This window comes from Bradyrhizobium algeriense (assembly GCF_003062295.1).
In the GTDB taxonomy this organism is placed as follows: Bacteria; Pseudomonadota; Alphaproteobacteria; order Rhizobiales; family Xanthobacteraceae; genus Bradyrhizobium; species Bradyrhizobium algeriense.
In genome coordinates, this window is record NZ_PYCN01000001.1 from 296,001 (window position 1) to 322,280 (window position 26,280).

The 26,280-nt window shown below is 65.2% G+C and carries 27 protein-coding genes, 1 tRNA gene and 1 pseudogene; 19 read left to right on the plus strand and 10 right to left on the minus strand.

Translation table 11 applies throughout. From position 1 onward, the window contains the following. Positions 1 to 177 precede the first annotated feature (177 nt). On the plus strand, positions 178 to 1,017 hold the full coding sequence (locus C7G61_RS01420) for a hypothetical protein (RefSeq protein WP_145963541.1): 840 nt from the start codon (positions 178 to 180) through the stop codon (positions 1,015 to 1,017). Here C7G61_RS01420 and C7G61_RS01425 read toward each other — a convergent pair. Then, on the minus strand, positions 1,005 to 2,252 hold the full coding sequence (locus C7G61_RS01425) for an NAD(P)/FAD-dependent oxidoreductase (protein WP_108512287.1): 1,248 nt from the start codon (positions 2,250 to 2,252) through the stop codon (positions 1,005 to 1,007). The two genes, C7G61_RS01420 and C7G61_RS01425, sit on opposite strands and share 13 nt — an antisense overlap. Positions 2,253 to 2,434: 182 nt before the next feature. Here C7G61_RS01425 and C7G61_RS01430 point away from each other — a divergent pair, with 182 nt between their 5' ends. The 5 genes and pseudogenes from C7G61_RS01430 to C7G61_RS44405 all read left to right on the plus strand — a co-directional run. Further along, positions 2,435 to 2,725, plus strand: a complete 291-nt coding sequence (locus C7G61_RS01430; RefSeq protein ID WP_108512288.1) for a hypothetical protein — start codon at positions 2,435 to 2,437, stop codon at positions 2,723 to 2,725. A 131-nt stretch (positions 2,726 to 2,856) separates the two neighbouring features. Continuing rightward, positions 2,857 to 4,590: a type I secretion system permease/ATPase gene (locus C7G61_RS01435; protein ID WP_108512289.1), complete on the plus strand. Its 1,734-nt coding sequence runs from the start codon at positions 2,857 to 2,859 to the stop codon at positions 4,588 to 4,590. Further along, a complete protein-coding gene (locus C7G61_RS01440) occupies positions 4,587 to 5,915 on the plus strand; it encodes an HlyD family type I secretion periplasmic adaptor subunit (protein ID WP_108512290.1) in 1,329 nt (442 codons plus the stop codon). The genes C7G61_RS01435 and C7G61_RS01440 overlap by 4 nt, the downstream gene beginning before the upstream one ends. A 13-nt stretch (positions 5,916 to 5,928) precedes the next feature. Then, positions 5,929 to 6,855, plus strand: a complete 927-nt coding sequence (locus C7G61_RS01445; protein ID WP_108512291.1) for a hypothetical protein — start codon at positions 5,929 to 5,931, stop codon at positions 6,853 to 6,855. Between the two features lie 143 nt (positions 6,856 to 6,998). Continuing rightward, positions 6,999 to 7,292: pseudogene (locus C7G61_RS44405) on the plus strand (ArsR/SmtB family transcription factor); the annotation flags it as partial. Positions 7,293 to 8,116: 824 nt separating this feature from the next. Here C7G61_RS44405 and C7G61_RS46960 read toward each other — a convergent pair. Beyond that, entirely contained in the window at positions 8,117 to 8,251 is a 135-nt protein-coding gene (locus C7G61_RS46960) for a hypothetical protein (RefSeq protein WP_274542255.1), read from the minus strand. 406 nt (positions 8,252 to 8,657) lie between these two features. On the opposite strand from C7G61_RS46960, the gene C7G61_RS01455 reads away from it, so the two are divergent. Further along, positions 8,658 to 9,128 (plus strand): methyltransferase family protein, encoded by a 471-nt coding sequence (locus tag C7G61_RS01455; RefSeq protein WP_108512293.1) that lies wholly within the window; start codon positions 8,658 to 8,660, stop codon positions 9,126 to 9,128. Between the two features lie 138 nt (positions 9,129 to 9,266). Then, complete coding sequence (locus C7G61_RS01460) at positions 9,267 to 9,764, plus strand: GYD domain-containing protein (RefSeq protein ID WP_108512785.1); 498 nt, start codon at positions 9,267 to 9,269, stop codon at positions 9,762 to 9,764. Here C7G61_RS01460 and C7G61_RS01465 read toward each other — a convergent pair. The 7 genes from C7G61_RS01465 to C7G61_RS01495 form a co-directional block, all read right to left on the minus strand. Beyond that, complete coding sequence (locus C7G61_RS01465; RefSeq protein WP_190241612.1) at positions 9,715 to 10,305, minus strand: alpha/beta fold hydrolase; 591 nt, start codon at positions 10,303 to 10,305, stop codon at positions 9,715 to 9,717. The genes C7G61_RS01460 and C7G61_RS01465 overlap by 50 nt on opposite strands. A 73-nt stretch (positions 10,306 to 10,378) precedes the next feature. Then, a tRNA-Arg gene (locus C7G61_RS01470) sits at positions 10,379 to 10,455 on the minus strand. 310 nt (positions 10,456 to 10,765) lie between these two features. Beyond that, complete coding sequence (locus tag C7G61_RS01475; RefSeq protein ID WP_108512295.1) at positions 10,766 to 11,551, minus strand: enoyl-CoA hydratase/isomerase family protein; 786 nt, start codon at positions 11,549 to 11,551, stop codon at positions 10,766 to 10,768. Continuing rightward, entirely contained in the window at positions 11,548 to 12,438 is an 891-nt protein-coding gene (locus tag C7G61_RS01480; RefSeq protein ID WP_108512296.1) for an amidohydrolase family protein, read from the minus strand. The genes C7G61_RS01475 and C7G61_RS01480 overlap by 4 nt, the downstream gene beginning before the upstream one ends. Further along, the gene (locus C7G61_RS01485; protein ID WP_202975744.1) at positions 12,438 to 13,055 is read right to left on the minus strand and encodes a carboxymuconolactone decarboxylase family protein; all 618 of its coding nucleotides are present in this window, start codon (positions 13,053 to 13,055) and stop codon (positions 12,438 to 12,440) included. The genes C7G61_RS01480 and C7G61_RS01485 overlap by 1 nt, the downstream gene beginning before the upstream one ends. Then, entirely contained in the window at positions 13,052 to 14,269 is a 1,218-nt protein-coding gene (locus C7G61_RS01490) for a CaiB/BaiF CoA transferase family protein (RefSeq protein WP_108512297.1), read from the minus strand. The genes C7G61_RS01485 and C7G61_RS01490 overlap by 4 nt, the downstream gene beginning before the upstream one ends. Further along, positions 14,262 to 14,936, minus strand: coding sequence for a glutathione S-transferase family protein (locus C7G61_RS01495; RefSeq protein ID WP_274542256.1), 675 nt, complete (start codon positions 14,934 to 14,936; stop codon positions 14,262 to 14,264). The genes C7G61_RS01490 and C7G61_RS01495 overlap by 8 nt, the downstream gene beginning before the upstream one ends. A gap of 74 nt (positions 14,937 to 15,010) precedes the next feature. Between C7G61_RS01495 and C7G61_RS01500 the strand changes: the two genes are divergently transcribed. The 3 genes from C7G61_RS01500 to C7G61_RS01510 are packed head-to-tail and all read left to right on the plus strand — an operon-like array spanning position 15,011 to position 17,624. Next, positions 15,011 to 15,724: a GntR family transcriptional regulator gene (locus C7G61_RS01500; RefSeq protein WP_202975745.1), complete on the plus strand. Its 714-nt coding sequence runs from the start codon at positions 15,011 to 15,013 to the stop codon at positions 15,722 to 15,724. A gap of 35 nt (positions 15,725 to 15,759) precedes the next feature. Then, positions 15,760 to 16,599, plus strand: coding sequence for an alpha/beta fold hydrolase (locus C7G61_RS01505; RefSeq protein ID WP_202975746.1), 840 nt, complete (start codon positions 15,760 to 15,762; stop codon positions 16,597 to 16,599). A gap of 56 nt (positions 16,600 to 16,655) precedes the next feature. Beyond that, complete coding sequence (locus tag C7G61_RS01510; protein WP_108512790.1) at positions 16,656 to 17,624, plus strand: Bug family tripartite tricarboxylate transporter substrate binding protein; 969 nt, start codon at positions 16,656 to 16,658, stop codon at positions 17,622 to 17,624. 49 nt (positions 17,625 to 17,673) lie between these two features. On the opposite strand, the gene C7G61_RS01515 is transcribed toward C7G61_RS01510, so the two are convergent. Further along, complete coding sequence (locus C7G61_RS01515) at positions 17,674 to 19,149, minus strand: ATP-binding protein (RefSeq protein WP_108512298.1); 1,476 nt, start codon at positions 19,147 to 19,149, stop codon at positions 17,674 to 17,676. Between the two features lie 431 nt (positions 19,150 to 19,580). Here C7G61_RS01515 and rpmH point away from each other — a divergent pair, with 431 nt between their 5' ends. From rpmH to C7G61_RS01555, 8 genes are all read left to right on the plus strand, one after another. Next, on the plus strand, positions 19,581 to 19,715 hold the full coding sequence (gene rpmH / locus C7G61_RS01520; RefSeq protein ID WP_008542748.1) for a 50S ribosomal protein L34: 135 nt from the start codon (positions 19,581 to 19,583) through the stop codon (positions 19,713 to 19,715). Positions 19,716 to 19,740: 25 nt separating this feature from the next. After that, positions 19,741 to 20,085, plus strand: a complete 345-nt coding sequence (rnpA, locus tag C7G61_RS01525) for a ribonuclease P protein component (protein WP_108512299.1) — start codon at positions 19,741 to 19,743, stop codon at positions 20,083 to 20,085. Between the two features lie 20 nt (positions 20,086 to 20,105). Further along, positions 20,106 to 21,983: a membrane protein insertase YidC gene (yidC, locus tag C7G61_RS01530; protein WP_108512300.1), complete on the plus strand. Its 1,878-nt coding sequence runs from the start codon at positions 20,106 to 20,108 to the stop codon at positions 21,981 to 21,983. Between the two features lie 187 nt (positions 21,984 to 22,170). Continuing rightward, positions 22,171 to 22,824: a ribosome biogenesis GTP-binding protein YihA/YsxC gene (gene yihA, locus C7G61_RS01535; RefSeq protein ID WP_108512301.1), complete on the plus strand. Its 654-nt coding sequence runs from the start codon at positions 22,171 to 22,173 to the stop codon at positions 22,822 to 22,824. Beyond that, entirely contained in the window at positions 22,821 to 23,192 is a 372-nt protein-coding gene (locus C7G61_RS01540) for a DUF423 domain-containing protein (protein WP_108512302.1), read from the plus strand. The genes yihA and C7G61_RS01540 overlap by 4 nt, the downstream gene beginning before the upstream one ends. Before the next feature lie 233 nt (positions 23,193 to 23,425). Beyond that, the gene (gene argB / locus C7G61_RS01545; protein WP_108512303.1) at positions 23,426 to 24,322 is read left to right on the plus strand and encodes an acetylglutamate kinase; all 897 of its coding nucleotides are present in this window, start codon (positions 23,426 to 23,428) and stop codon (positions 24,320 to 24,322) included. Positions 24,323 to 24,423: 101 nt separating this feature from the next. After that, positions 24,424 to 25,410, plus strand: a complete 987-nt coding sequence (locus tag C7G61_RS01550; protein ID WP_190241653.1) for a DUF1036 domain-containing protein — start codon at positions 24,424 to 24,426, stop codon at positions 25,408 to 25,410. A gap of 168 nt (positions 25,411 to 25,578) precedes the next feature. Beyond that, positions 25,579 to 26,277: a pyrimidine 5'-nucleotidase gene (locus C7G61_RS01555; protein ID WP_108512305.1), complete on the plus strand. Its 699-nt coding sequence runs from the start codon at positions 25,579 to 25,581 to the stop codon at positions 26,275 to 26,277. The last annotated feature ends 3 nt before the right edge of the window (positions 26,278 to 26,280 follow it).

The window sequence follows — 26,280 nt, forward strand, 5'->3', positions numbered from 1 at the left end:
GCCGGGCAGGTGCGGTCGATCATTTTTTGCGGACTCCCCCAGGGAAAAAAACGCGAGTCATCCGTCCTATTCCGTGACGTCTAAATTTTTTCTCAGTCTGCATCGCAGGGTTGACGCAATCTCGACCAACCATCACAGCCCGCGCATTTGCAGCCGAGGCGCCTTTGAGGGGGAATGATGAAGTCGGTTCTTAAGTGGGTCATTTGGCTCTACATCGCGGCGGCCTGCGCTTATATTTTCTACGAGTGGTACGCTTACGCAGGGCTCTACCGGCTGGCCGCCGAGTGGCAATTGGAGCAGTTCGGCTCCTACGGGCTGAAGCGCACCCTGATCTTTCCGCTCATGGTGCTGCTTACTCCAGCCGCCGTGCTCGTCACGCTTACCGGCATGCAGGATCAACTGCGCGGCGCCACTGCGGGCGCCGGATCGCCCGCGACTTTCGTTTTGCTGGGTGTCCTGGCCCTCGCGATCGCGGCCGGCGCCGGCTGGTACGGCTACGTGAAGTCGACGGAAACGGTCGACGTCGAGAGCCTCGACCTGTCGAAGGGCAACACGCCGCGATCAACACATGTGACGATCACCGGCATCGCGCGGACCGAATACATCATCGAGTTCGGGACCAAAAGCTCCGGCACGACGATACTCGACCGCTACATTCCATTGACTCCGGCGAATTGGCGCCCGGGGCAACCTCTCGTCTATTTCATGAAGACCAACACGACGGCCTATGTGCCGCCCGGTGGCGGCAGCATGGTGATGCTTTCGCCGAGAACGCCGGCCTTCCAGATCACGACGCAACCGGGCGTTCTGGTGCGTGATGGTCTTCCCGGGGCCGTCGGCGAGGGCTACCGCAAGAACAACATCGCGGTCGCATCGCCGCCGATCGTGCTCGACGTCAGCCCCGGCGCGGACCTGAAGCCGTTCTTCGTCACCGCCGGGGTGAGCGGCGTGCTCAGCTTCTTCATGCTGGTCGCGGCCAGGGCAGCGGCGGTGCGCCAGCGGCGTCAAGAAATATAGCGATCCGGCGCGAACGGCGCGACGTCGAAAGGCGGCGGCGCGCCGCCGATCATGGCGGCGGTGGCGGCGCCGGTCGCGGGACCGGTCGTGAAGCCGATATGCTGGTTGCCGAAAGCAAGCCACAGGCCGGCATGCCGGGGCGCCGGACCGATCATCGGCAGGCTGTCCGGCAGCGTCGGCCGCGAGCCTCGCCATGCATCGCCGACCGCATCGCCGAATTCGGCCACGCCGCGCGCCAGCGGAACCACCTGATCGAGCTGGGCGAACGAGGAAGGCGCGTCGCGGCCGGTCAGCTCGACGCCTGAGGTGACACGGATGCCCTGCTCCATCGGGGTCATGATGAAACCGCCGTCGATGTCATAGATCGGACGCCGCAACGGACGCGCCGGGTTCGGCTTGAATTCGCGATGATAGCCACGCTCGAAGGCAAGCGGAACGCGGTAGCCGAGCGGCCGCAGGATTTCTGCCGACCAGGGTCCCAGCGCGACCACGACATGGCGCGCCGAAATCTCACCATCGGCCAGCACAACGCGCCAACGATCGCCGTCAGGCGCGATCGCCTTGATATCCGACTGCCTGATATCGCCGCCGGCGCTGGCGAACATCCTCGCATAGGCCTTGACCACCTCGCCTGGCGAGTCGACCGAAGCGGTCTCCGTGTGCAGCATGCCCACTTTATAGACGGGCACGATACCGGGCTCGAGCGCGGAGATGGCCTGGCGGTCAAGCAGTTCGCTGGCGATGCCGTATTCGGCCAGCAGCGCCTGTTCCTGCTTCGCCGCCGCGACCGCATCGCCGCGCCACGCCCTCAGCCAGCCCGTTTCGCGAATGCGATGCCCCGCTTCCGCTTTCACGATCCATTCCCGGTGCAATTTCGCGGAAGCGCCGATCAAACCATGCAGGGCGGTCGCCCGCGGCCTGAAACGCGACGATGCCGAATCGGCCAGAAAACGCACGACCCATCCCGCGTTTTGAACCGCCCATATTGGATTCCAGCGCAACGCGGCGTGGCGGTTGGTCAGGTATTTCGGCAGCGCCTTCCACAGCGACGGATTATTGAGCGGCGATATCGAGCCGCTGCTGATGATGCCGGCATTGCCATAGGAGGTCTCGCTGCCCGGCTCGCGCCGGTCGACGAGAACGACCGACATCCCGCGCTCTCGTGCAGCATAGGCCGTTGATACGCCGACGATGCCCGCGCCGAGCACCACGACTTCAGCTTTCTCTTCCGACATCGACTTTCCAAATACAATCACATCATGGTCGGCCCGTCGGCGACCGGCAACCCGGGAAGGTTCCGCTCCCAACAAATCATCACCAAAACGCCGCATGTGAGTCCGCAACCTTTCCGCCTGCCATGGCTTTGTGCAGCGCGACGTTCGTCGCATTTCAGCCAACTATCAAAGGAGTTGACTACATGGCTGCTCTACTCGGAAACCTGCTTGGTACCGTCGATGGCCTGCTCGGAACCGCCACTGGCGTCCTTGGCGGCGCAGGCGCTAGCGGCAGCGCCTCTGCAAGCGCCGGCACCACGGCGGATCTGTCGAACACGCTCGATCTCGGCGCGCTGATTGAGACCAGCCCGAGCATCGACCTCTCTGCCGGCTTAGAGGGTATCGACGCCTCGGTTTCCGCACCGACCCTGATCGGTGCCAGCGCGGATGTCGGTCATCTCGATGTCGGCGGCCTGCTCCACGGGCTCGCCTAACCTTCGCTGAGTCAAATCATTTCAAGAACGCGCGGCGTGGGGAACGCATCCCCACGTCACGTCTCGACCGCCTGCGCTGCACATCCCGGATCGCGCAGCACCATGTCAACCACGCCCAAGGTGATCGCTCAATGCCTACGGGCACGCTGACCGCGCTTGATGAATCCGTCGCCCCGCAGCGCCGGACCGACGACGTTCGCCAGGCGCTGATTGCGCTGTGGCCGCACTTCCTCTGGGCCGGGCTGTTCTCCAGCGCCATCAACCTGCTCTATCTGAGTTCGCCGCTCTATCTGATGCAGGTCTATAACCGCGTCCTGCTCAACGAAAACGTTTCCACGCTCGTCCTGCTCACGCTGATACTGGCGATCGCGCTGCTCACCATGGCGGCGCTGGACGCGGTGCGCTCCTGCATCCTGATCCGCTGCGGCATCCGCCTCGACATGGAATTGTCGGCGCGCGTGTTCGAGGCGCTGGTGGTGCACTCGGCGCAGCGCGGCGCCTCGCGTGGCGCGCAGCAATTGCGCAATCTCGATCAATTCCGCACCTTCGTGACCGGTCCAGGCATCTATTTCGCGTTCGACCTGCCGTGGATACCGATCTATCTCATGCTGCTGTTCTTCATCCATCCGCTGCTCGGCATCGTCGCGACGATCGGCGCCATCCTGCTGCTCGGGCTTGCCGGCCTCAACGAGGTGATGACCCGCGAGCCGATGAAGGAAGCGGAGGCCGCCGGCAACCAGTCCTACGTGTTCACCGAGAACATCCTGCGCCACGCCGACGTCATCCGTGCGATGGGCATGCAGCCGGCGGTCGAGCGCAACTGGCAGAGCCAGCGCTCGTCGATGCTGGTGCAGCAGGCGCAGGCCAGCGACAAGAACGCAGTGATGACGTCCTCGATCCGGTTCTTCCGCCTGCTGCTGCAGTCGCTGATGCTCGGCACCGGCGCATGGCTCGCCATCGACCATGCCATCACGCCGGCCACCATCTTCGCCGCCAGCATCGTGATGGGCCGGGCGCTGGTCCCGGTGGAACAGGCCGTCGGCACCTGGAAGCAGTTCATCGGAGCACGCGAGGCCTATGCGGAAGTGCGCGAGCTGCTCGGAAACATCGACCTGACGCCGCCGCATACCATCGTGCCGCGGGCGCGCAACACCATCGAAGCGCGCGAACTGCGCTGCCTGCTGCCGGCGCGCAAGGAGCCCGTCATCAAGGACCTGACGTTCGAGCTTGGCGGCGGCCAGGCGCTCGGCGTCGTCGGCCCGAGCGGCTCCGGCAAAAGCACGCTGGCCCGCCTTCTTGTTGGCGCCATCGCACCGGCCGACGGGCGGTTGCGTTTCGGCGGGCTCGACTACAGCCATTGGGATCCGCTCGAGTTCGGCCGCCATGTCGGCTATTTGCCGCAGGACGTCGGCCTGTTCGCCGGCACCGTCCGCGAGAACATCGCCCGCTTCGGCGACGCCTCGACGGAGGAGATCATCGACGCCGCCAAGCGCGCCGGCATTCACGAGATGGTGCTCGACCTGCCGAAGCAATACGACACGCGATTGGGCCCCGGCGGTGTCGGCCTGTCCGGCGGGCAGCGCCAGCGTCTGGCGCTGGCGCGTGCGCTGCTCGGCCGGCCGCCGCTGCTCGTGCTCGACGAGCCCAACGCCAACCTCGATGCGCCCGGCGAAGAGGCGCTCAAGATCGCGCTGCTGCAGGCCAAGAACGAGGGCGCCACCGTCATCGTGATCACCCACCGGACCACCATTCTCGACATCGTCGACGTCATGATGGTGCTGCGGGGCGGCATGCTCGACATGCTTGGGCCCCCGGGTGAGGTCTATCGCGCCCTGCAGCAGGCCGCCGCGGGGCGCCCATCATGACCGCGATCGACGACGGCCTCACCCCGATGCGTGACCGCGCGCGCTACGCGCGACCCGCCCGGCCGGCGCTGATCGGCGGCAGCGTGGTCGCGGCATTCGCGGCCGCGATGACGATGTGGGGAACGCTCGCGCCAATTTCGGGCGCAGCCATCGCCAACGGTAACCTGCAGGTCGAAGGACGGCGGCAGAGCGTGCAGCATCCTTACGGCGGCGTCGTCCGCCAGCTCACCATCCGTGACGGCGCGCGCGTCGAAAAAGGCCAGCTGCTGATCCGGCTCGACGACAGCGACCCGCGCGCCAAGCTCGACGTTCTCGCAGCCGATCGCGACGCCGCGCTGGCCGCCCGCGCGCGGCTGATGGCCGAACGCGACAAAAACGATGCGCCGGATTTCGACGAAGGCCTCCGCGCGCGCGGCGAGCTGTCCGCCGTGCGCCAGGCGATGGCGAACGAGACGGCGATGATGGCGGCGCGGAAACACCAGTTCGCCGCCGAGACGGCGGTACTGCGTGGCAAGATCAAGGAACTGGAGTCGCAAATCACGGGGACGCGGGCGCAGCTTGCCGGCACCGAGAAGCAGCGGGAACTGCTGACGGACGAGATGAACGGCGCGCAGCATCTGTTCGCGCAAGGCTATACGCCGAAGACCCGCATCCTCGCCTTGCAGCGCGAAGACGCAAGACTGCAGGCGGATATCGGCGCGCAGCAGGCCAGCATCGCCGGCATGCAGCAGCAGATCGCGCAGAATGATCTGGAGATCGCCAGGGTCGAGCGCGCGCGCATGAGCGAGATCACCGACCAGTTACGCGCGACCGAAAACAAGCTCGCCGAACTGACGCCCAAGATCGACGCCGCCACTGACGTGATGACCCGCACGCGGATTACGGCGCCTGCGACCGGCTCCGTGGTCGGCCTCGACGTCTTCACCGAGGGCGGCGTGATCCAGCCCGGTGCGCGGCTGATGGACATCGTGCCGACGGACAATCCGCTGATCGCCGCCGCGAAGCTGAAACTGTCCGACATCAACGACGTCGCCGTCGGCCACCGCGCCGAAGTGCAGCTCACCGGCGTCAACTATATCGAGCGCCCCCGGCTATACGGCACCGTGCACACGGTGTCCGCCGACCGCCTGACCGACGACAAGTCCGGACAGGGCTATTACGCCGTCGAGGTCGCGCTCGATCCGAACGACGTCAAGAAATCGCGCATCGATCTGCAGGCCGGCATGCCGGCCGAGGTGATCGTGCCGACGCGTCCGCGCACTTTGTTCGAATATCTGCTCGGACCGCTGCGCGACGAAATCACCCGCGCATTCCGCGAACGCTGACGAGGAGGTGGCCATGGTCGAATCCGAAAAGAACGCCCGCCGCTCCGACGAAGCCGAGCGCAGCCGTCATATCTCGGCAACCGAGTCGGTTGCTTTCGCCACCATGCTGCTCGGCCTGCTCAACGACGCCGACACGGCGCTGCATCGCCTCGAGCACGAGGGGGAGGCACGCGCGGCGGAATCGGCTGCCGTGCATCCGCTTCCGGCAGAAATCATTCCAGCGACGCTGGCGCCGGCCGATCCGGGGCCGGGCCACGAGGAGCAGCATGCCGGCACGATCGACTCTCCGGCCGCCGATCTTTCACCGGCGGTCCACGCCGACGCGACGGCAGCGGTCCCGCCGCAGGATGCGGGCGCGACCCTCGACCACACGCCGGCAGGCGAAGTGCTCGCCACGAACGCTCTTGCATCGTCGCCTGCGCTATCGAGCTTCAGCGCCTCCATCGATCGCGCGCCATCGGCGGGCGAGAGCACCGCCTCGCATGGCGGCAGCATCGCCTCATCCACGCTCGATCTCGGCGCATCCGTTCACACGCTTGCCGACACCGTCACCGGCATCGTCGACACCGCACTCACAGCGGTGTCGAGCACGATATCGAGCCTGAACACCACGGTCGGGCAACTGACGTCGACAGTAACAGACACCGTCGGTCACTTGGTCGATGGTCTTACCGGCGCGGTGAGCGGCCTGCTCCATGACACACCCGCCACGGGCCTGCTTGCGCCGCTGGCGACGGACCTTTCCGGACTGACATCCAGCACGACGGATCTTTCCGGCGCCGCGCAGCACGACATACCGTTGCTCGACACCGCGGGCGCGATACCGACGTCGCTCCTGCACCCGATGCCGCTGCAGCTCGGCTTTCTCGGCCAGCCGACGATGGACGGCCACGAGCCGCACGACGGCGCATTCTCGGCGCTGGGCGTGCATCATTTCTGAAGAAGAAGTCGGCACTACACGCTGCTGGCAAGAGGGCTCGAGCTGGCGCGTCCGACGTGCCTCCGCCCACTGGGACGTGTTCAAGAAGCCTGCAGACTGGGTTGACTCCGCGAAACGCGTAAGTATAGACTTACGCGTAAGTGATGACTTACGCAACGAACGGCTGGACGGCGCTGGGTGATCGGACCCGGCGGACGATCTTTGAGCGGCTGATCGAGCACCCCAGCGCGGTCAGCGAGCTGGCCCGCGCGCTGCCCGTCAGCCGGCCGGCGGTCTCGCAGCATCTGAAGGTGCTCAAGGACGCCGGTCTGGTTGTCGACAGACGAGCCGGCAAGCAGCGCATCTACGAGGTCGACCGCGATGGGCTGGCAGCGCTTCGGGCCGAACTCGACCGCTTCTGGACCAAGACGCTCGCGGCCTACAAGACGGCGGTCGAGCAACCAAGAGAGGGAGATCCGATGAGTATCCAGGCAGCAGAGACATCCGTGCGCACGTCGATCGTGGTCGAGGCTCCGATCGCGCGCGCATTCAAGGTCTTCACGGAGGACTTCGGCAGCTTCAAGCCCGCCGAGCACAACCTGCTCAAGGTAGAGATCGCCGAGACCGTGTTCGAGCCGAAGGTCGGCGGCTTTCTCTACGACCGCGGGGTTGACGGCAGCGTGTGCCGTTGGGCGCGGGTGCTGGCCTACGAGCCGCCTGGCCGGGTATTGCTGAGCTGGGACATCAGCCCGCGGTGGCAAATCGAGGACGACCCGCTGAAAACCAGCGAGTGGGAAGTACGGTTCATCGCCGAAACTCCGCAACGCACGCGGGTCGAGATCGAGCACCGCAATCTCGACCGCCACGGCGAGGGCTGGCAAGGCGTCCGCGAGGGCGTGGCCGGCGATCGGGGTTGGCCGCTCTATCTGGAGCGCTACGCCAAGCTGTTTGCCAAGGAGAGCTGACGGCTGCGTCAGTCCGGCTGGTCGAGGCGACGGCGTATCGCCTCGGCCACACACCGTCCTGATCGGGCGCGAGGGGTCCGCGATATTCACGCGTGGCGCGCCACGGCCGATGAAGATCGGCACCATGTTTCACCGTGCGCGCCACCAAGAATTCCTCGCTGCAGCCGAAGCCTACAGGTGCGGCTGCAATCGTAGACGGCCTCGCCGTGGCGTTCGTTTGCACGAGCGCGTCGGAGATCAGGCTTCGGCAGTAGACGTTGAAATAGCTAGCGTGGCGCAAGCGCCGCCATTGACCTCAGCCAAGAGGCCAGGCCTGCCTATCGCAGGACCTTGGCCACCCAAGCCCCACGCACTTCGCGCATAGGGCCGTCACTGACATTGGCAATCATCGCAGCGCCGAGCAGCAACACAGCGAAGCTTAGCCCAATCAGTTCGCCCCAATTCCAACTCATCGTATTCCTCCCTTGTTCGGTCCGTTTGATGCGCAAGCACGGACTTCGTGTTTGGACTACCGCCCCAGGTCGGGCGAAGGTGCCGCCCCACACAACGGCTCCGCGATTCAAGTTGGCATCTGCCGAATCGTTCCGATCGCTGCTGGTCGGTCTTGATCCGTTTGGTGAGGATGGCGGCGCCCGGCGCGATCGCCGGGACGTGCTGACATGGTCCAGCGTGTTCTGGCGTAGGGCGCGGCCCCGGCCGATAAAGATCTCCACTACTGCTTCGCCGTGGCGCGATGATGCTGCAGCGCGCCACGCGCTCCAACCGGCAAATCTCGGACTGCAAGCGATTTTGCGCTACGCTTGCAAATAGTTTTCGGGCTGGCAACATCGAAAGGAGCGCAGGTTCACCGGTCCCGCCATGGCTAACCCGGCAGATACCGCTGACGTCATTGTCCGGCCGCCGATCGCGTGGGCGCTCGCGGTGCTGGCCGGGCTCGCGCTCAACTGGCTCATGCCCTGGCCGTTCTTGCCGGCCGTGATTTCTGCAGGCCGGTTCGGCGCGATCGTATTTGCCCTTGCGCTGGCACTGGTCGCGTGGGCGATCTTTACCATGACCCGGGCCGGCTCGAACGTACCCACCAATCTGCCGACCACGACCATCGTGGAGACGGGCCCCTACCGCTTCACGCGCAACCCCATCTATCTCGGCATGGTGCTGGGGCTCATCGGCCTGGCCATTGCCTTCAACAGCCTCTGGCTGCTGATGACGCTGGTGCCCTTCGCGCTTGTCATCCGCTACGGTGTGATCGCCCGCGAGGAAGCCTATCTCAAGCGCAAGTTCGGGGACGTCTATCGCCGCTACCGCGCGCGGGTACGGCGCTGGGTGTAGGGCTTGCCGGCCAAGTATGGGGCCGGGAGTTCCCTACCTCGCCGTTCCCGCTACGCGGAACGGCATGGGCGCGGGTCGCCGGAAGGCACATAATTGTGTGGTCCTTCGCGCATGATCAACATGACATGGAGGGTGGCCATGAAATACGTGCTGCTGGGTAACCTGAGCCCGGAGTGGGCCAGCAAGCAATCGGAGCGGACCAGCAAGGCCAAGGCAAAACTCGACAAGCTGGGCATCAAGATCGAGTCGATCCACTACATGCAGGGCTACTACGATTTCGTCGACATCGTCGATGCCCCGAATGAGGCGGCGATGCTCGCGTTCTCCGTCTGGTACGCGACCCAGGGCCTGGGACGGATCCAGAGGTATGCCGGCTTTCGACGCAAAGACCTTCGAGACCGCGATCAAGGACGCAGCGGCCTAAGCACCAGGTGGCTGCGACGCCCGGCTACACATTCGAAAGCGCCTTCAGCATCGCATTCAAGCGTGTCCTCGGGCGGCCCCAAGGCGATATTGGGATGCGACAACACGTGCCCGTTGATGCGCGATGTACATTCGTGGGCCGCGATGGCTAGGCAGGCCCGCCTCATGTCAAAGCGCGGACACCAGCGGCAACCTCGGCCAAGTCGTCGTTGAGCTGATGATTGCGGCCGAGGAGCCGATGCACGATCGCGCCGGGTACCGCTCTCTCATAAAGATCGATATGCGCAAACGGTGCAGTGTCGTCCTCGCTGCCGTGATAGAGATAGATCGGCGTCCTTGGAGGGAGTCGCGCTCCGAGGTGGGCCGTCGGCTCGATGTCTTCACTCGGCCAGCCGCCAGCGCCAACAAAAGGCGCTGCGATAAGAAATACGCCAGCAAGCTTCCGGTTCGGCGGCGCCTCCGCCAGGGCGTTGATCAGAATCGTTCCGCCAATCGAGTGGCCTATCAGTATAGCGCCATCGTCGAGGCCGGCGATCTCTTCCGCGAGCGCGGCCTTCCACATGGTATAGCTGGGATCCGCCTCGATCGGCATGCGCGGGTAGTGGACGTTGTAGTCGGGCCCAAGTTCTCGCCTCAAGCTGTCGACGAGTTTGTTGTCCCATTCATCATGGGCCCCTGCGCCTCCGCCTTGAATGAACAGGACTTGCTTGCTCACGGGTCGAAGTCCTTGCTCGGCAGCATAATGCGCCGCCATTGGCATCGCAAAACCGAACTGCTGCGGACAGCGTAGAATCGGCGGCTGCTGGTGTTCGCAGTTTATACCGAAATGGCGCGCCCGAAGAGATTCGAACTCCTGACCCCCAGATTCGTAGTCTGGTGCTCTATCCAGCTGAGCTACGGGCGCGTTTTCGCTTGGCATTTGGGCTTTAAAGAGCCCGGATGCGTCCGAATAAGGTCCGGACGGTCGCGAAAGAGCGCTTTAGCTACCTGCTCCGGCCCCGCTTTGCAAGGTCCGCTTCGTGCGATTTGCCGGCCGAAACGGAGGCCGACAATTTGACGTCATTTCCGGGTGCCCGGCGGAGCGTATCCGAAATTTACTTGCAATTATAAACAATTACCGGTCCATCGCACCGCGATGCCCCAGCCGGGACATGCCGCCCGCCACGCGTGATTTGCAGCCGTCGCAAGCAAGAATCGTGGGCCCCGCCGGCGCCTCACCGCCCCTTGAACACCGGCTTGCGCTTCTCGCGGAACGCGGCGAGCGCCTCCTTCGTGTCCTCGGTTTCGGCCAGCGCCGCAGTCTGGCTCTGTTCGTAGCGATAGCCGTCGCGCAGCGGCAGTTCCTCGGTCAATCCGAACGAACGCTTGGCCGCAACAACCGCGAGCGGCACCTTCTCCGCGATCGTCCTGCCGATCGCCTGCGCCTCGGCAACGACACGCTCGCGCGGCACGCAGACGGACGCGACGTTCATGCGGTAGAGCTCGGCGCCCGACATGCGCCTGGCCGTATAGATCATCAGGCGCGCATCCGACGGGCTGAACGAGCGCAGTACGTGACGGACGCCGCCTGCGAGCCCGTAGTCGACCTCGGTCATGGACATGTAGGCTTCCTCGGCGATGACGAGGATGTCGGAGACGAGGGCGAGCACGCAACCGGCGCCGATCGCCGCGCCGTTGACGGCCGCGATGACCGGCTTCGGGCATTCCATCACGCAATCGAACGAGGCGCGCACCAGACGGTTGTGACGCGAATAGCCGCCCGGCTCCTGCAACAGCGCGGGGCGCTCCGACAGATCCGCACCCGCCGAGAAAATCTTGCCGTCGCCCGTCAGCACGATCGCGCGCACGTCGATCTCGGCGCCGAGCACGTCGAAAATCCGGATGATCTCTTCGCGAAACCTGCGATCCTGCGAGTTCACCGGCGGCGCTGTGATCGTCAGCGTCGCGACGTGATCGGTGACGTCGATGCGGAAACGTTCGAGCGTTTCGAGACCTTTCATGGGATAGTCCTTTCGAAGCCGTAGAGGCAGGCGGGATTGTCGACGAGAATGCGGGTGCGCTGCGCCGGATCGGGCACCCAGCGGCGCAGGAGATCGAGCATTTGACCGGCATCCGGCGCCGGGTTCATGCGCACATAGGGCCAGTCAGACCCCCACACGACACGTTCCGGCGCGGCGGCGATCAGGGCGTCGTGGAAGACACGCACATCGTCATGCCCGGGTTGTTGCGACACACGGCAAACCGTCAGCTTGGCCCAGACGTCGCTGTCGGCGAGGCGCGCGCGAATGGATCTGAAGGCAGCGGCATTAGGCCCGTACAGCCGGTCAGGACACGCCATGTGGTCCAGCACCAGCGGCACGTTCGACCGCAGCAAATGCGGTAGCCAGTCCGCGAGAACATCTGCCCTGGCCCATAGCTGGGCGTGAAGGCCAACTGCCCGCATGCGCGGCGCCAGCACCCCGATGGCATCGAAGCCGACGCTGCCGGGATAACGGCTGCCATCCGGTGCGCGCATTTCGACGAAGCGGAGCCCGACGATGCCCGCGGCGCGCCAGGCCGCGAGTGTGCCGGTGTCGACGCCGGGATATGCGACCGCAATGCCGCGGAGCGTGTCGGGCGCGTCCGCGATGGCGCTCAGCATGGCATCGGGATGGCTGCCATAGGGCGCCGGCTGAACCAGCACGCCACGCGTCAGGCGAAGTGTCCGGCGCAGGGCGGCCGCGACCTGCGGCGTCGCGTCGGGAAGCGCGTAGACCGGCCGCGCCGCCGGAGGGAAGCGATCGTGCGGGCCGAACACGTGAAAATGCGCATCGCACGCGCCGGGCGGCAGCGCCCAGCCCGGCACGCTGGCGTTCGGCGCCGGAACGGTCTCGAAGCCGGCCGCCATCACGCCGCGCTCCCGTGGCGACCCGGCAGCAGGGTGACCAGGATCGTCTCGGGCGCCAGACCCGTCGCGCCCTCGGGTAACGGCAATTGGTGCGCATTCAACGTCTGCGCCACCATCGTGTAATAGCCGATCACGGCCGTCAACTCGACCACGCCGCGCGCGCCCCAGCGGCGCAATACGGCGTCATACGTGTCTGCCGGCACGCGCCCGGTCTGCTGCAATGCGCGCGCGAACTCGTAGACCTCGAACTCCGCCGCGTCGTCGAACGCCGGGCTTTCGAGGGCTGCGATGGTATCAACGATCTGCTGCTTCAGGCCCGCCGCTACCGCGGCGCGCGCATGCACCCACCACTCTACCTGCGCTGTCCAACGCCGTCCCGTCACGATGATCGCGAGTTCGTTGAGGCGTGCCGGCAAACAGGTGCGGTAGCGCAGAAACTCGCCGAGCGCCGACCATGCCGACGCCAACTCGGGGCTGTGGATTGCCGCTCGCAACGGACCGATCATCTGCCCGCGCGGACCCGACACCACAGAATCGTGAAGCCGGCGCTGCTCGGCGTTCATGTCTGCGACGTCGAGCAGTGGAATGCGCGGGCGCTGGTCCTCGACGCCGGTCACGATGCGCCTGACGTGAGCAGCCCGAGTTCGCGCAGCACCTCCTGCGTATGTTGACCGAGCAGCGGCGGCGCCCGGTCGAAGCGCAACGGCGCGTCGGCGAGCCTGATCGGGCTCACGACCTGGGGCACGCTTCCTGCGAGCGGATGCGCCAGGTGCCGCAGCATCCCGCGATGTTGCAGTTGGGGATCGGCAAAGACTTGAGGGATGGTGTTGATCGGCGCGGCCGGCACGCCGGCGGCGTCCAGCGCGGCAACGAGCGCGTCCCGCTGCCACGCGGCGAAGGCCGCGGACAACAGCGCCGTCAGGTCGGCATTGGCGCGGACGCGGGCCGCGTTGGTCGAAAAGCGCGGGTCGCGCGCGAGACCAGCGTCGCCGATCACCTCGCACAGCCTTGCGAACTGACCGTCATTGCCGACCGCGAGCACGAAATGTCCGTCGGACGCCGCAAACACGTCCTGCGGCTGGATGTTGGGATGGCGGTTGCCGCCGCGCTGCGGCGTTTTGCCGGAGACGAGATGATTCATCGCCTGGTTGGCGAGGAACGCCGCCGCAACATCGAGCATGGCGAGGTCGATGGTCTCGCCCTGCCCCGTCTCGGCGCGTCGTGCGAGTGCCGCAAGAATGGCCACAGTCGCGTACATGCCCGTCATCAGATCGACAACGGGAACGCCGACCTTCTGCGGGCCGCCGCCGGGTTCGCCGTCGCGCTCACCGGTCACGCTCATCAGGCCGCCCATGGCCTGGATGGCGAAGTCGTATGCGGCGTTCTGGCTCCTCGGACCGTCCTGGCCGAAACCGGTGACCGAACAGTAGACGAGCGACGGCTTCAGCCCGCGCAACGACGCCGCATCGAGACCGTACTTCGCGAGAGCGCCGACCTTGAAATTCTCGATCACGACATCGCATTGCTGCGCCATGGCGCGGATCAATTGCTGGCCCTCGGCGGTCGCGATGTCGACGGCAACCGATCGCTTGCCGCGATTGACCGAGAGGAAATAACCGCTTTCACCGGTGGCGCCGCCCTCCCGGCCCTTAAGAAACGGCGGCCCCCAGGCGCGCGTATCATCGCCTGCGCCCGGCCGCTCGATCTTGATGACGTCGGCACCGAGGTCGGCGAGAATCTGCGTCGCCCAGGGCGCTGCCATGATGCGCCCGAGGTCGAGCACGCGGATGTGCGTCAATGGACCCGTGCGTGGTTGCGCCGCTTCAGCCATCGACGATTTCCGTCGCTTTGGCCGACGGGCGCGCCGCAAACGTGGCCTGCCACGCCGCCAGCCGGGGCCGGCCCTCGCGCCACGCGAGATCGGCAAAGCGGAAGTCCAGATAGGAGAGCGCGCAGCCGACCGCGATGTGCCCGATCCCGAACGGCTCGCTTTCCAGTGCGCCCGCCTCCGCCTCCATGCGGTCGAGCGTGGCGGCGGCCTTGACGGCAAAGGCGTCGAGCCACTCGTTCGTCTGCCGGCCGGCCGGCTTGTCGCGCTCGTTGCGCCAGAGCACGAGCAGGTCGAGCAGGCCGTCGGCGAGAGCCTGGCGGCTCAGCACCAGCCAGCGCTGCCTACCCGCCGGCGCGATCAGCCGGCCGCCTCCGGCGAGGCTGTCGAGATATTCGACGATGACGGCCGAATCGATCAGCACCGTGCCGTCCGCGAGAACCAGCGCCGGGATCTTGCTCAACGGATTGTCCAGCATGATCGCGGGGTTGGGTTTGCCCATCGCCGCGACACTGCGCACGCATTCGATTTTTTCGGCGAGGCCAAGTTCGTGCGCGGCGACCATCACCTTTCGCACGAATGGCGACCGTGGAGACCAATGCAGTTTCATGCTTTCGCCCGTCGAGAATGCAGGCCGCTTGAAGGGCCTTCCTTTCGCGGTAAAGGTCATATATACGGACTTTTGTCAATTCAACTGCCAGCCGGGGGAAAGCCGTGGCGAGCCTGACCGACGCCGGAGTACCTTTGAACCGTAGCGCCGTGGCGCGCTACATCCAGCTCGCAACCCTGTTCCGCAGCCGCATCATGTCCGGCCAGTGGGCCGCCGGCGCGCAGATCCCGACCATCGAAGCGCTGATGGCCGAATTCGGCGTCGCGCGTGCAACGATCCGCCAGGCGCTCGGCCTGCTCGAGGACGAAGGCCTCGTCTCGCGCTATCGCGCCAAGGGCACGTTCGTCACGGACAAGGCCCGGGCGCATGTCTGGCTCGACGTGACGACCGACCTCCGCGGCATGTTGAACACGCGCGACGGCGCGACGATCGAGGTGCTCGAGGATACGCTGGTTCCTGCGCCCGAGCGATGGCCGCACGATATCGGCACGATATCGCGGACCTACCGGCGGCTGCGGCGCCGCCACTCCCGCGACGGGCGGGCGTTCCTTATCGCCGAGGTCTATATCGACGCAGGCCTGGCGAGCCGCCTGCCGAAGCGCGCCATCACCACGCTGACCGCGATGCGCCTCGTCGCGAGCATTCCCGGCGTGCAGATCGAATGCGCACGTCAGACCATGACGATCGGCAGTTCGGATCTGGAAGTCTCGGAGCTGCTCGGATTGCCGCTGAATGCGCCGATCTGTTTCGTCGATCGCTCGGCAGTGGATCAGCGGGGACGGCTGGTGCTGGTGTCGAAGGGCATCTACCGCGGCGACGTCGTGCGCGTCGACATGGACGTCAAGTAACCGGCATGGGCCCGATAGGTCATAAGTATGTACTTATGCGTAGCATGGTCGCTTTGGCCGCGATGGGGCCGGTGATGGCTGGCCCGGCGGCGTCCGCCGAGGTGACGCGCAGCCGCGAAATCGTGCGCTATGACAACGTCGAAATCGATCTCATCGCCGAAGGGCGCGGGCCGCTGATCGTCATGCTGCCATCGCGCGGCCGCGACTCCGAGGATTTCGACGATGTCGCGTCCCGGCTTGCAGAGGCCGGCTATCGCGTCCTCCGGCCGCAGCCGCGGGGCGCCGGTCGAAGCACGGGCCCACTCGAAGGCATCCGGATGCAGGATCTCGCCCGCGATGTCGCGCATGTCATCGCCCGCGAGAATGCAGGCCCGGCCGTGATCGCCGGTCATGCCTACGGCAACTGGGTTGCGCGCATGACCGCCACCGACCATCCCGCGCTCGTGCGCGGCATCGTTCTCATGGCGGCCGCCGCCAGAACGTTCCCGGACGAACTGCGCGCCGTCGTGCAGCAATCCGCCGATGCGAGCCTGCCGGACGAGCAGCGCCTCACGGCCTTGCGCAAGGGCTTCTTCCTTCCGGCCCATGACGCCTCGGTGTGGCTCCGCGGCTGGGCGCCGGCGGCGAACAAGGCGCAGGGCGTGGCTGCATCCGCGACGAAACAGGCTGAATACTGGCAGGCCGGCACGGTGCCGATGCTCGATCTGGTTCCCGACCGGGATCCGTTCAAGCCGAAGGAGAAGTGGAATGAAAGCCGCGCGGAGTTCGGCGAGCGCGTGTCCGTCGTCGTGATTCCGAACGCCAGCCACGCGCTGATCCCGGAGCAGCCGGGCGCCGTCGTCGACGCCATCGTGGCATGGATCGCGAAGCTGTAACGCACCAATGAAAAACGAGGTGCAGCAAGCGCCTCGCACATGGGAGGAAAGTAATGATGCGAAGTCTTGTTCGCGGGATGATCGTGGCCGCGCTTCTGGTCGGGCCGCAAATGGCACAGGCGCAGTCCTATCCCAGCAAGCCGATCAAGCTGGTCGTGCCGTTTCCGGCCGGAGGTCCGGCCGACACGATCGCGCGTGTGCTGACGGAGAAGATGGCGCCTCTGCTGGGCCAGCCGATCATCATCGAAAGCCGTGCCGGCGCCGGCGGCGTGACGGGAATAGCCGCGGTCGCGAAAGCGGAACCCGACGGCTACACCATCGGCCTTTCAAGCGCCGGCCCGCTCGCGATCACGCCGGTGCTTTCCGAAACGATGCCGTACGACGTGCACAAGGACTTGAAGCTCCTGACGCAGGTCGTCGAGGTTCCCGAATTGCTTGTTGTCGCCGACAACGTCCCGGCGAAGACATTCGGCGAACTGATCGCGCTCGCCAAGTCGAAACCGGGCAAGCTGAATTTCGCCTCGACCGGCGTCGGCGGCGTGCCGCACATGGCAGGGGAATTGCTCAAGGTGTCGGCAGGCGTCGACATCGAGCACGTGCCGTATCGCGGCGCCGCACCGGCCGTGAACGACCTGCTCGGCGGTCACGTCAACATGATGTTCGCCGACATTCCCGTGCTGCTCGGCAACGTCACGGCCGGCAAACTCCGTGCGCTCGCCATCGGCAGCGGCCGGCGTGCCCCGAGCGCGCCAGATGTGCCGACGACGGCCGAGCTCGGCATGCCGCAAGTGCTCGCCAACAACTGGTATGGGCTGGTGGCGCCGAGCGGCATTCCAGCCGACGTCGCCGCCAAAATCTATTCAGCAGCCGTCGACGCCTTGAACTCGACCGAGGTCAAGGAAAAGCTCGCCCTTCAGGGCGCAACCACAGTCGGCAGCACAGGCGCAGAGTTTGCGGCACATGTGAAGGCCGAGATGGAGAAGTGGGCGCAGGTCGGCAAGGCGGCGGGCGTCAAGCTGCAGTGATTCGCAGGAAGCCGGGCCGGCGAGCCGGAATAATAACGTGGCGCCTGAGTTACGCCAGTGCCCGCTCGTTGCGGATGCTCTGCAGTTCCACCGGGCGGTCGGGGATCGAGACCCGGAAGGTGGCGCCGATGGTGCCTTCGACCAGGTGGATATCGCCGCCATGGGCGCGCACCAGTTCGGCGGCGATCGCAAGCCCCAGCCCGCTGCCGCCGGGGCGGCCGGAGGTCTGGAACGCCTCGAACAAATGCTCGCGCGCCTTCGCCGGCACACCGGGGCCGGTGTCGGACACCTCGATGATCGCGACCGAACCTTCGCGGCGGCCGGTGATGCGGATCTGCAAGGTCGCAGCATCCCCCTTGGCGCTTTCCAGCGCCTGGGCGGCGTTGCGCACCAGGTTGAGCAGCACGCGAAACAGCTGGTCGGGATCGGCATCGATCGACAGCGAGCGCTCGATCGCGTTGATCCAGGTGATCGAGGCATCGGCGGCGAGGCCGGCGGATTCGCGCACCTCCGATACCACCGGTTCGACCAGGATCATGCGACGGTCGGGCTCGGCTTCCTGCGCGCGGCCGTAAGAAAGGGTCGACTGGCAGAAGTCGATAGCGCGCTCCAGCGAGCGCATCAGTTTCGGCGCAAATCGCTGCACGCGCGGATCCGGCACGCTGGCCAATTGATCCGACAGCAATTGCGAGGACGCGAGAAGATTGCGCAGATCGTGGTTGATCTTCGACACCGCAAGGCCGAGCGCGGCGAGCCGGCTCTTCTGCGAGAGCATCGAGACCAGATCGCGCTGCATGTCGGACAGTTCGCGTTCCGCCACGCCGATCTCGTCGCCGCGCTGGCTCGGCACGATGATGCGCGCAGCACTTTCCGGATTTTCGTGGAAGCCGACCAGATTTGCAGTCAGCCGCCGCATCGGGCGAACGAACAGATAATGCAGCGCGAGATAGACCAGTCCCGCGGCGAGCATCGCGATCCCCAGCGAGACCAGCAGCAGATTGCGGGAAAACCGGTACATCGCCTGCCGCAACGGCTTTTCATCGACCACGACCTCGATGAATTGCGCGCCGCCGGGCGCAGGCCCCACCACGCGAATCGTCTGGTTGCCTCGCTCCAGCATCGTCTCGAAGGATTCGACGATCGCGGACCACACCGTCAGGGTCCGCATGTCGATGTCGCGGTCGATCGCCGGCGGCAGATCGGCGCTGGCGAGCATCCGGCGCTGCTGCCCCATCTTGATGGCAACCGCGCGTGCCCCGACGCTGGTCAGGATCTGACGCGCCAGCGAATCCGGCACCATCCCCAAGGGGGCCGCATCCAGCACCAGGGCGGCCGTGTTGGCCGCCGCGAGGCGGTCGTTCAGCCGGTTGGTCCAGAAATTTGCGATCGAAGGCACGTAGATCATCAAGAGCGCGATCATCACGAGCGGGATGGTCAGCAGCAAAAGCTTGCCGGACAAGCCGAGCCGACGCGGGCCCGTGCACCGCGGGGCTTGAGGGATCGGCTGGTCGTCGGTCGCTGACACGAATATTCGCCTTGATATCTATGTGATTGGAGCCCCATGTTTGGAGCCCTGCCGGACACAGGACCGGCGCTGGTCTTGACCCGTACACTGATTCCGAGGATGCGTTCTGCGCCCCTGACCGGTCAAATTACCGATCGCTAATGTCCGCGGGTTCCGATGGTCTGGGCGCGCCGCCTTCTCGCCCACAAAAACCCCGCGAAAACAGATATATTCGCCCCAATTGCGACGTTTCAAAGAACTGACGCTGCAGCAACCCCCGACATTGACGAAAACAGGTCGCTCCCGTATAAGCCGCGCCAACTGTCCGCGATGGCCCGGTTCCACCGGGGGCGGCTCGTTTGGGCCGTAATTGGCCCCTTTTCGGGCTGGCCCGCATCACCGGACGCATCTCAATCCAACAGGCAAATTGCCCGGTCAGCGGAGAAATACCCGTGAAGCGGACTTATCAACCCAGCAAACTGGTGCGCAAGCGCCGTCACGGCTTCCGCGCCCGTCTCGCCACTGCCGGCGGCCGCAAGGTTCTCGCCGCCCGCCGTGCGCGCGGCCGCAAGCGTCTGAGCGCCTGAGCCGGATCTTCCGGAGATTTCATTCATGGATCGGCTGAGGCAGCGGGCGGACTTTCTCGCCGTTGCCAATGGCACGCGGGCGAACAGCGCTGCCTTCGTAGTGCAGGGCCGCGCCCGCGACGATGACGGCCCGATCCGGATTGGTTTCACCGTTACCAAAAAGAACGGTACCGCCACCGAGCGCAATCGCATCCGGCGCCGGCTTCGCGAACTCGTGAAGCGGCTGGACGTCATATCCATGCGACCACACCATGATTATGTGCTGGTAGGCCGCCGGGCCGCGCTCACCCGCGACTTCTCAACCATGCTCGACGATCTCCGCTCGGCGCTGCATCGCCTCGACCGGCAGCCGACCAAACTTCCGAATTGAATGGCGAGACCTCAAAAACGATGACCGACAATCGCAACACCATCCTCGCCGTCATTCTGTCCGGCCTCGTGCTGATCGCCTGGCAGTATTTCTACAACATGCCGCAGATGGAGCGGCAGCGCGCGCAAACCCAGACCCAGGCCGAGCTCAGCAAGCCGTCGCCGCAGACGGCGCCGGGATCGACCACGCCACAACCGGGCTCGGCGCCATCCGCCACCACGCCGGCCGGCCAGCCGGGCGCGCCCGCGCCCGTCGTCAGCCGCGACGCCGCGATCGCTGCATCGCCCCGCATCAAGATCGAGACACCGCGCCTTTCGGGCAGCATCGCGCTGAAGGGCGCGCGCGTCGACGACCTGTCGCTGGAGAAATTCCGCGATACCGTCGATCCGAAGTCGCCCGCGATCGTGCTGTTCTCGCCTTCGAACACGGCTCATCCCTATTATGCCGAGTTCGGCTGGGTCGCGGCCTCGGGCGCGACGGCGCGGCTTCCCGACCGTGAGACGGTGTGGCAGCAGGAGGGCTCCGGCAGCCTGACGCCCGGCACCCCGGTGACGCTGAAATGGGACAATGGCGAAGGCCTCACCTTCCGCCGCACCATTGCGATCGACGACCGCTATCTCTTCACCGTCAAGGACGACGTCACCAACGTCGGCCCTGCGCCGGTCACGCTCTATCCGTTCGCCCTCATCTCCCGCCACGGCACGCCTGAGGTCTCGGGCTACTACATCCTGCATGAAGGCCTGATAGGCTATCTCGGTGACAAGGGCCTGCAGGAGCACGGCTACAAGGCCGTCGCCGAGGCGCCTGTTCTGGGCAGCGGCGGACGGGGTTTTGAGTTCAATGTGACGAATGGCTGGCTCGGCATCACCGACAAGTATTGGGCCGCGGCGCTGTTGCCCGACACGACGGCACGCCTCAAGGCCCGCTTCCTCGCCGAACCCGGCGCCAAGGTTCGCTATCAGACCGATTACCTGCAGGATCCGCAGACCATTGCGATCGGCGGCACCGGCAGCGCCAATGCGCGGCTGTTTGCGGGGGCCAAGGAAGCCGGCGTCGTCGGCATCAACTTCCCGCTGGCCGGCCACGGCGGCTACAACAAGCAACTCGATCTGAACCATTTCGATCTCTTGATCGACTGGGGCTGGTTCTACTTCATCACCAAGCCGATGTTCCTGGCGCTCGACTATTTCTTCCACCTGGTCGGCAATTTCGGCGTCTCGATCCTGCTGGTGACGGTGCTGGTGAAGCTGTTGTTCTTCCCGCTCGCCAACAAATCCTACGCCTCGATGGCGAAGATGAAGTCGGTGCAGCCGCAACTGGCCGCGCTGAAGGAGCGCTATCCGGACGACCGCCAGAAGCAGCAGCAGGAGATGATGGAGATCTACCGCAAGGAGAAGATCAACCCGATCGCCGGCTGTCTTCCCGTCGCCCTGCAGATCCCGGTGTTCTTCTCGCTCTACAAGGTGCTGTTCGTCACCATCGAAATGCGCCACGCGCCGTTCTACGGCTGGATCAAGGACCTCTCGGCCCCCGACCCGACCAACCTGTTCAACCTGTTCGGTCTGCTGCCCTTCGATCCGACGCATATACCGGTGATCGGATTTTACCTCGCGCTCGGCGTCTGGCCGATCATCATGGGCATCACGATGTGGTTCCAGATGAAGCTGAACCCGACGCCGCCGGATCCGACCCAGAAGATGATCTTCGACTGGATGCCGCTGATCTTCACTTTCATGCTGGCGGGCTTCCCGGCGGGTCTGGTGATCTACTGGGCCTGGAACAACCTGCTCTCGGTGCTGCAGCAGAGCTACATCATGCGCAAGAACGGCGTGAAGGTGGAGCTGTTCGACAACATCAAGGCGACGTTCGCGCCCAAGAAGGCCGTCGAGAAGACGTGAGAGCTGCCACACTTGCAGCGGTGAAAGCACTCTCTAGCCCCGTCATGCCCGGCCTTGTGCCGGGCATCCACGTCTTTACGGTGTTAGTGATAGAGAAAGACGTGGATGGCCGGGCGTAGGCGAGCGGAAGCGACTCCGTCCTTTGGACGGCTATGCCGGCCATGACGAGCAACGGAAAGACCTTCGCATGAACGCTGACATCGATGCGAAGCTGATCGAAGAGGGCCGAAAACTCTTCGCCGGCGACTGGAAGTTCGTCTGGGCCTCGCCCTCGATCGAGACGTTGCCGCCGATGGCGGGCGTGGAAGTGGCGTTCGCCGGCCGCTCCAATGTCGGCAAATCGAGCCTGATCAATGCGCTCACCGGCCGCAACGCGTTGGCGCGCACCTCGCATACGCCGGGCCGCACCCAGGAACTGATCTTCTTCGACGGCCCGGACAATGCAGGCCTTCGGCTGGTCGACATGCCCGGCTACGGCTACGCCTCGGCGCCCAAGACCCAGGTCGCGTCCTGGACCAAGCTGATCCATCAATTCCTGCAGGGACGCGCCACGCTGGCGCGGGTCTATGTGCTGATCGATGCGCGCCACGGCATCAAGGATGTCGACCAGGACGTGCTCAAGACGCTGGATAAATCCGCCGTGAGCTATCAGGTGGTGCTGACCAAGGCGGATCAGGTGAAGGCGACTGAGCTGGAGAAGAACATCGAGCAAACCACGGCGGCGCTCGCCAAGCATCCGGCGGCGTTTCCGGAAGTATTGGTAACGTCCTCACGCTCCGGCGCCGGAATGCCGGAATTGCGCGCCGCGATGGTGCGCCTGTTGCACGAGCGCGCCCGATGAACCGCACGGCCCGCATCCTGATCGTGCTCGCCGCCATCATGGGCGCCGATGGCGTCATGCTGGCAGCCGCCTCCGCCCATGGCGCGGACGCGTCGCGGCTGGCTTCCGCCTCGTCAATGCTGCTGTTTCATGCCAGCGCGGTATTGGGTGCCGTCGCGCTGGCCGAGCGCGGGATTGTCCATGGCCGCATCGGGATCGTGGCCGCGTTCGGCTTCGTGCTAGCGGCAAGCCTGTTCGCCGGCGACCTGACGCTGCGGCACTATGCGGGGCACGGGCTGTTTCCGATGGCCGCGCCGACCGGCGGGACGCTGCTGATTATGAGCTGGCTGGCGCTGGCTGTCGCGGCGGCCTGGCCGAAGCGGGGGTGAGACGCCTTCCCTTCTCCCCTTGTGGGAGAAGGTGGCGCGGATGAAATCCGCGCCGGATGAGGGGTTCTCTCCGCGGAGACAGACCCCTCACCCGTCTCAAATGAGCTCCGCTCATTCGATCCACCCTCTCCCACAAGGGGAGAGGGGAAGAAAGCAACATTCCCCCACTTTGCGCCCTGCCCGCCAATCGGATAGAACCCGCCCCGACATCTGGAATGGCGAGACCCCGCTTCATGACATCAGCGCCGACTATCAGCCCACTCGATCAGGCCCGCATCCTGTCGGAAGCGCTGCCGCATATGCAGCAATATGACGAGGAAACCATCGTCATTAAATATGGCGGCCATGCCATGGGCGCGGAAGAAACCGCCAAGGCGTTCGCGCGCGACATCGTGCTGCTGGAGCAGACCGCGATCAATCCGGTGGTGGTGCATGGCGGCGGGCCGCAAATCGCGACCATGCTCAAGCGGCTCGGTATCCAGTCGGAATTCGCCGCCGGGCTTCGCATCACCGACGCCGCTACCATCGAAATCGTCGAGATGGTGCTGGCGGGCTCGGTCAACAAGCAGTTGGTCGGCTACATCAACGAAGCCGGCGGCAAGGCCGTCGGCCTCTCGGGCAAGGACGGCAACATGGTGAAGGCGTCGAAGACGTCGCGCACCATGGTCGATCCGGATTCGAACATCGAGAAGGCCATCGACCTCGGTTTCGTCGGCGATCCCGACAAGGTGGATCTCACGCTGTTGAACCAGTTGATCGGACACGAACTGATCCCGGTGCTGGCGCCGCTCGCGACCTCGCATGACGGCCACACGCTCAACGTCAACGCCGACACCTTTGCGGGCGCGGTCGCCGGCGCACTGAAGGCCAAGCGGCTGCTGCTGCTGACCGACGTTCCCGGCGTGCTCGACAAGTCGAAAAAATTGATACCGGAGCTGTCGGTGAAGGACGCGCGAAAACTGATCGCCGACGGCACGATTTCCGGCGGCATGATCCCGAAGGTCGAGACCTGCATCTACGCGCTGGAACAGGGCGTGCAGGGCGTCGTCATCATCGACGGCAAGACGCAGCATGCGGTGCTGCTCGAATTGTTCACCAACCAGGGCACCGGCACGCTGATCCACAAGTGATGCACGAGCAGAAAAAGAAAGTCGCGGATGGCCGGGTCAAGCCCGGCCATGACGAGTTGAGAACGAGGCGTCCACGCTGCTCAGCATTGATCCGTTTCCTGATGTCCCTGCCGGCCACGGCGATCTCGCTGTTCGCTTCCTCGCTGCCTGCCTTCGCCGACCTCAAACTCTGCAACCGCATGAGCTATGTGGTCGAGGCCGCGATCGGTATCGACGACAAATCGGCGACCGCGACGCGGGGCTGGTTCCGGATCGATCCCGCCGTCTGCCGCGTGGTGCTGCAGGGCGCGCTGACCGCCGACCGCATCTTGCTGAATGCACGCGCGCTCGGCGTCTACGGCGCTTCGCCGATCCCTCAGAACGGCAGCGACACGCTGTGCATTGCGCCGGAAAATTTCGTCATCGCCGCTGCCCGCCAGTGCCGGGGCAACCAGACGCCTGCGCCCTTCACCCAGATCACGCCGACGCGGACCGACGACGGCAACCTCGTCGCCTATCTCGCCGAGGATTCCGAATATGACGACGAGCAGGCGCGGCTTGCCGGCATCCAGCGGCTGCTGGTGATCGCGGGCTATGACGCCGCCCCGATCGACGGCGTCGACGGGCCGAAGACGCAAGCCGCATTGGCGGCATTCCTCAAAAGCCGCGGGCTCGCCGCCGACATCGTGCAGTCGCAAAATTTCTTCACCACCATGATCGACGCCGTGCAGAAGCCTTCCTCCACCGGGCTGACCTGGTGCAACGATACGCCGCACAAGATCATGGCGGCGGTCGCCACCGACGATGGCAAGGCGCTGACCAGCCGCGGCTGGTACCGCATCGATCCCGGCAAGTGCCTGCATCCCGATGTGACCGGCCAGCCGAAGCAGGTCTACAGCTTTGCCGAAGCCGTCGACAGCGAAAACCGCGCAGTCAAATACAGGGACAAGCCGTTGAACTGGGGCGGGGCGAAAGAGCTCTGCACGCGCGAGAGCAAGTTCGAGATTTCAGAGCAGGGCGATTGCGGTAGCCGCGGACTTGTGGCGATCGGCTTTGCGCCGGTGGATATGTCGAGCGGCGGCAAGACGCTGCGATTTGCGATGCCGTGATGAGTCACAATTCTATCGTCGTCCCTGCGAACGCAGGGACCCATAACCACCGAACTGAGTTTTGGCTACGACGCCACCCAAGACCAAAGGCAACACGCACCGTGCACACCAATAGCCGCCGCGGCGTATGGGTCCCTGCGTTCGCAGGGACGACGGGATGAGGGAGCAATGAAAACCAACTCGCCCCGCCCCTTCACGCACATCGACACCTGGGTGTTCGATCTCGACAACACGCTGTACCCGCATCACGTCAATCTGTGGCAGCAGGTCGACGCGCGGATCGGCGAGTTCATCAGCGCATACTTGAAAATCTCCGCGGAAGAAGCCCGCGTGATCCAGAAGGACTATTACCGCCGCTACGGCACCAGCATGCGCGGCATGATGACCGAGCATGGCGTGCACGCCGACGATTATCTGGCCTATGTGCACAAGATCGATCACTCGCCGCTAGAGCCGAACCCGGCGATGGGAGCTGCCATCGCAAAGCTTCCAGGCCGCAAGCTGATCCTGACCAACGGCTCGACCGACCATGCCGGCGCGGTGCTGGAACGACTCGGCATAACAGAACATTTCGAGGCGGTGTTCGACATCATCGCCGCCGAACTGGAGCCGAAACCGGCGCCGCAGACCTACGACAAATTCCTGCGCGTCCACGGCGTTGATCCCCTGAAATCGGCGATGTTCGAAGATCTCGCCCGCAACCTCGTGGTGCCGCACCAGCTCGGCATGACCACGGTCCTGGTGGTGCCCGACGGCGCCAAGGAAGTGGTGCGCGAGGACTGGGAGCTGGAAGGCCGCGATGCGGCTTACGTCGATCACGTGACGGATGATCTGACCGGGTTTTTGGAGAAGTTGAGTGCCGCGTAGCCC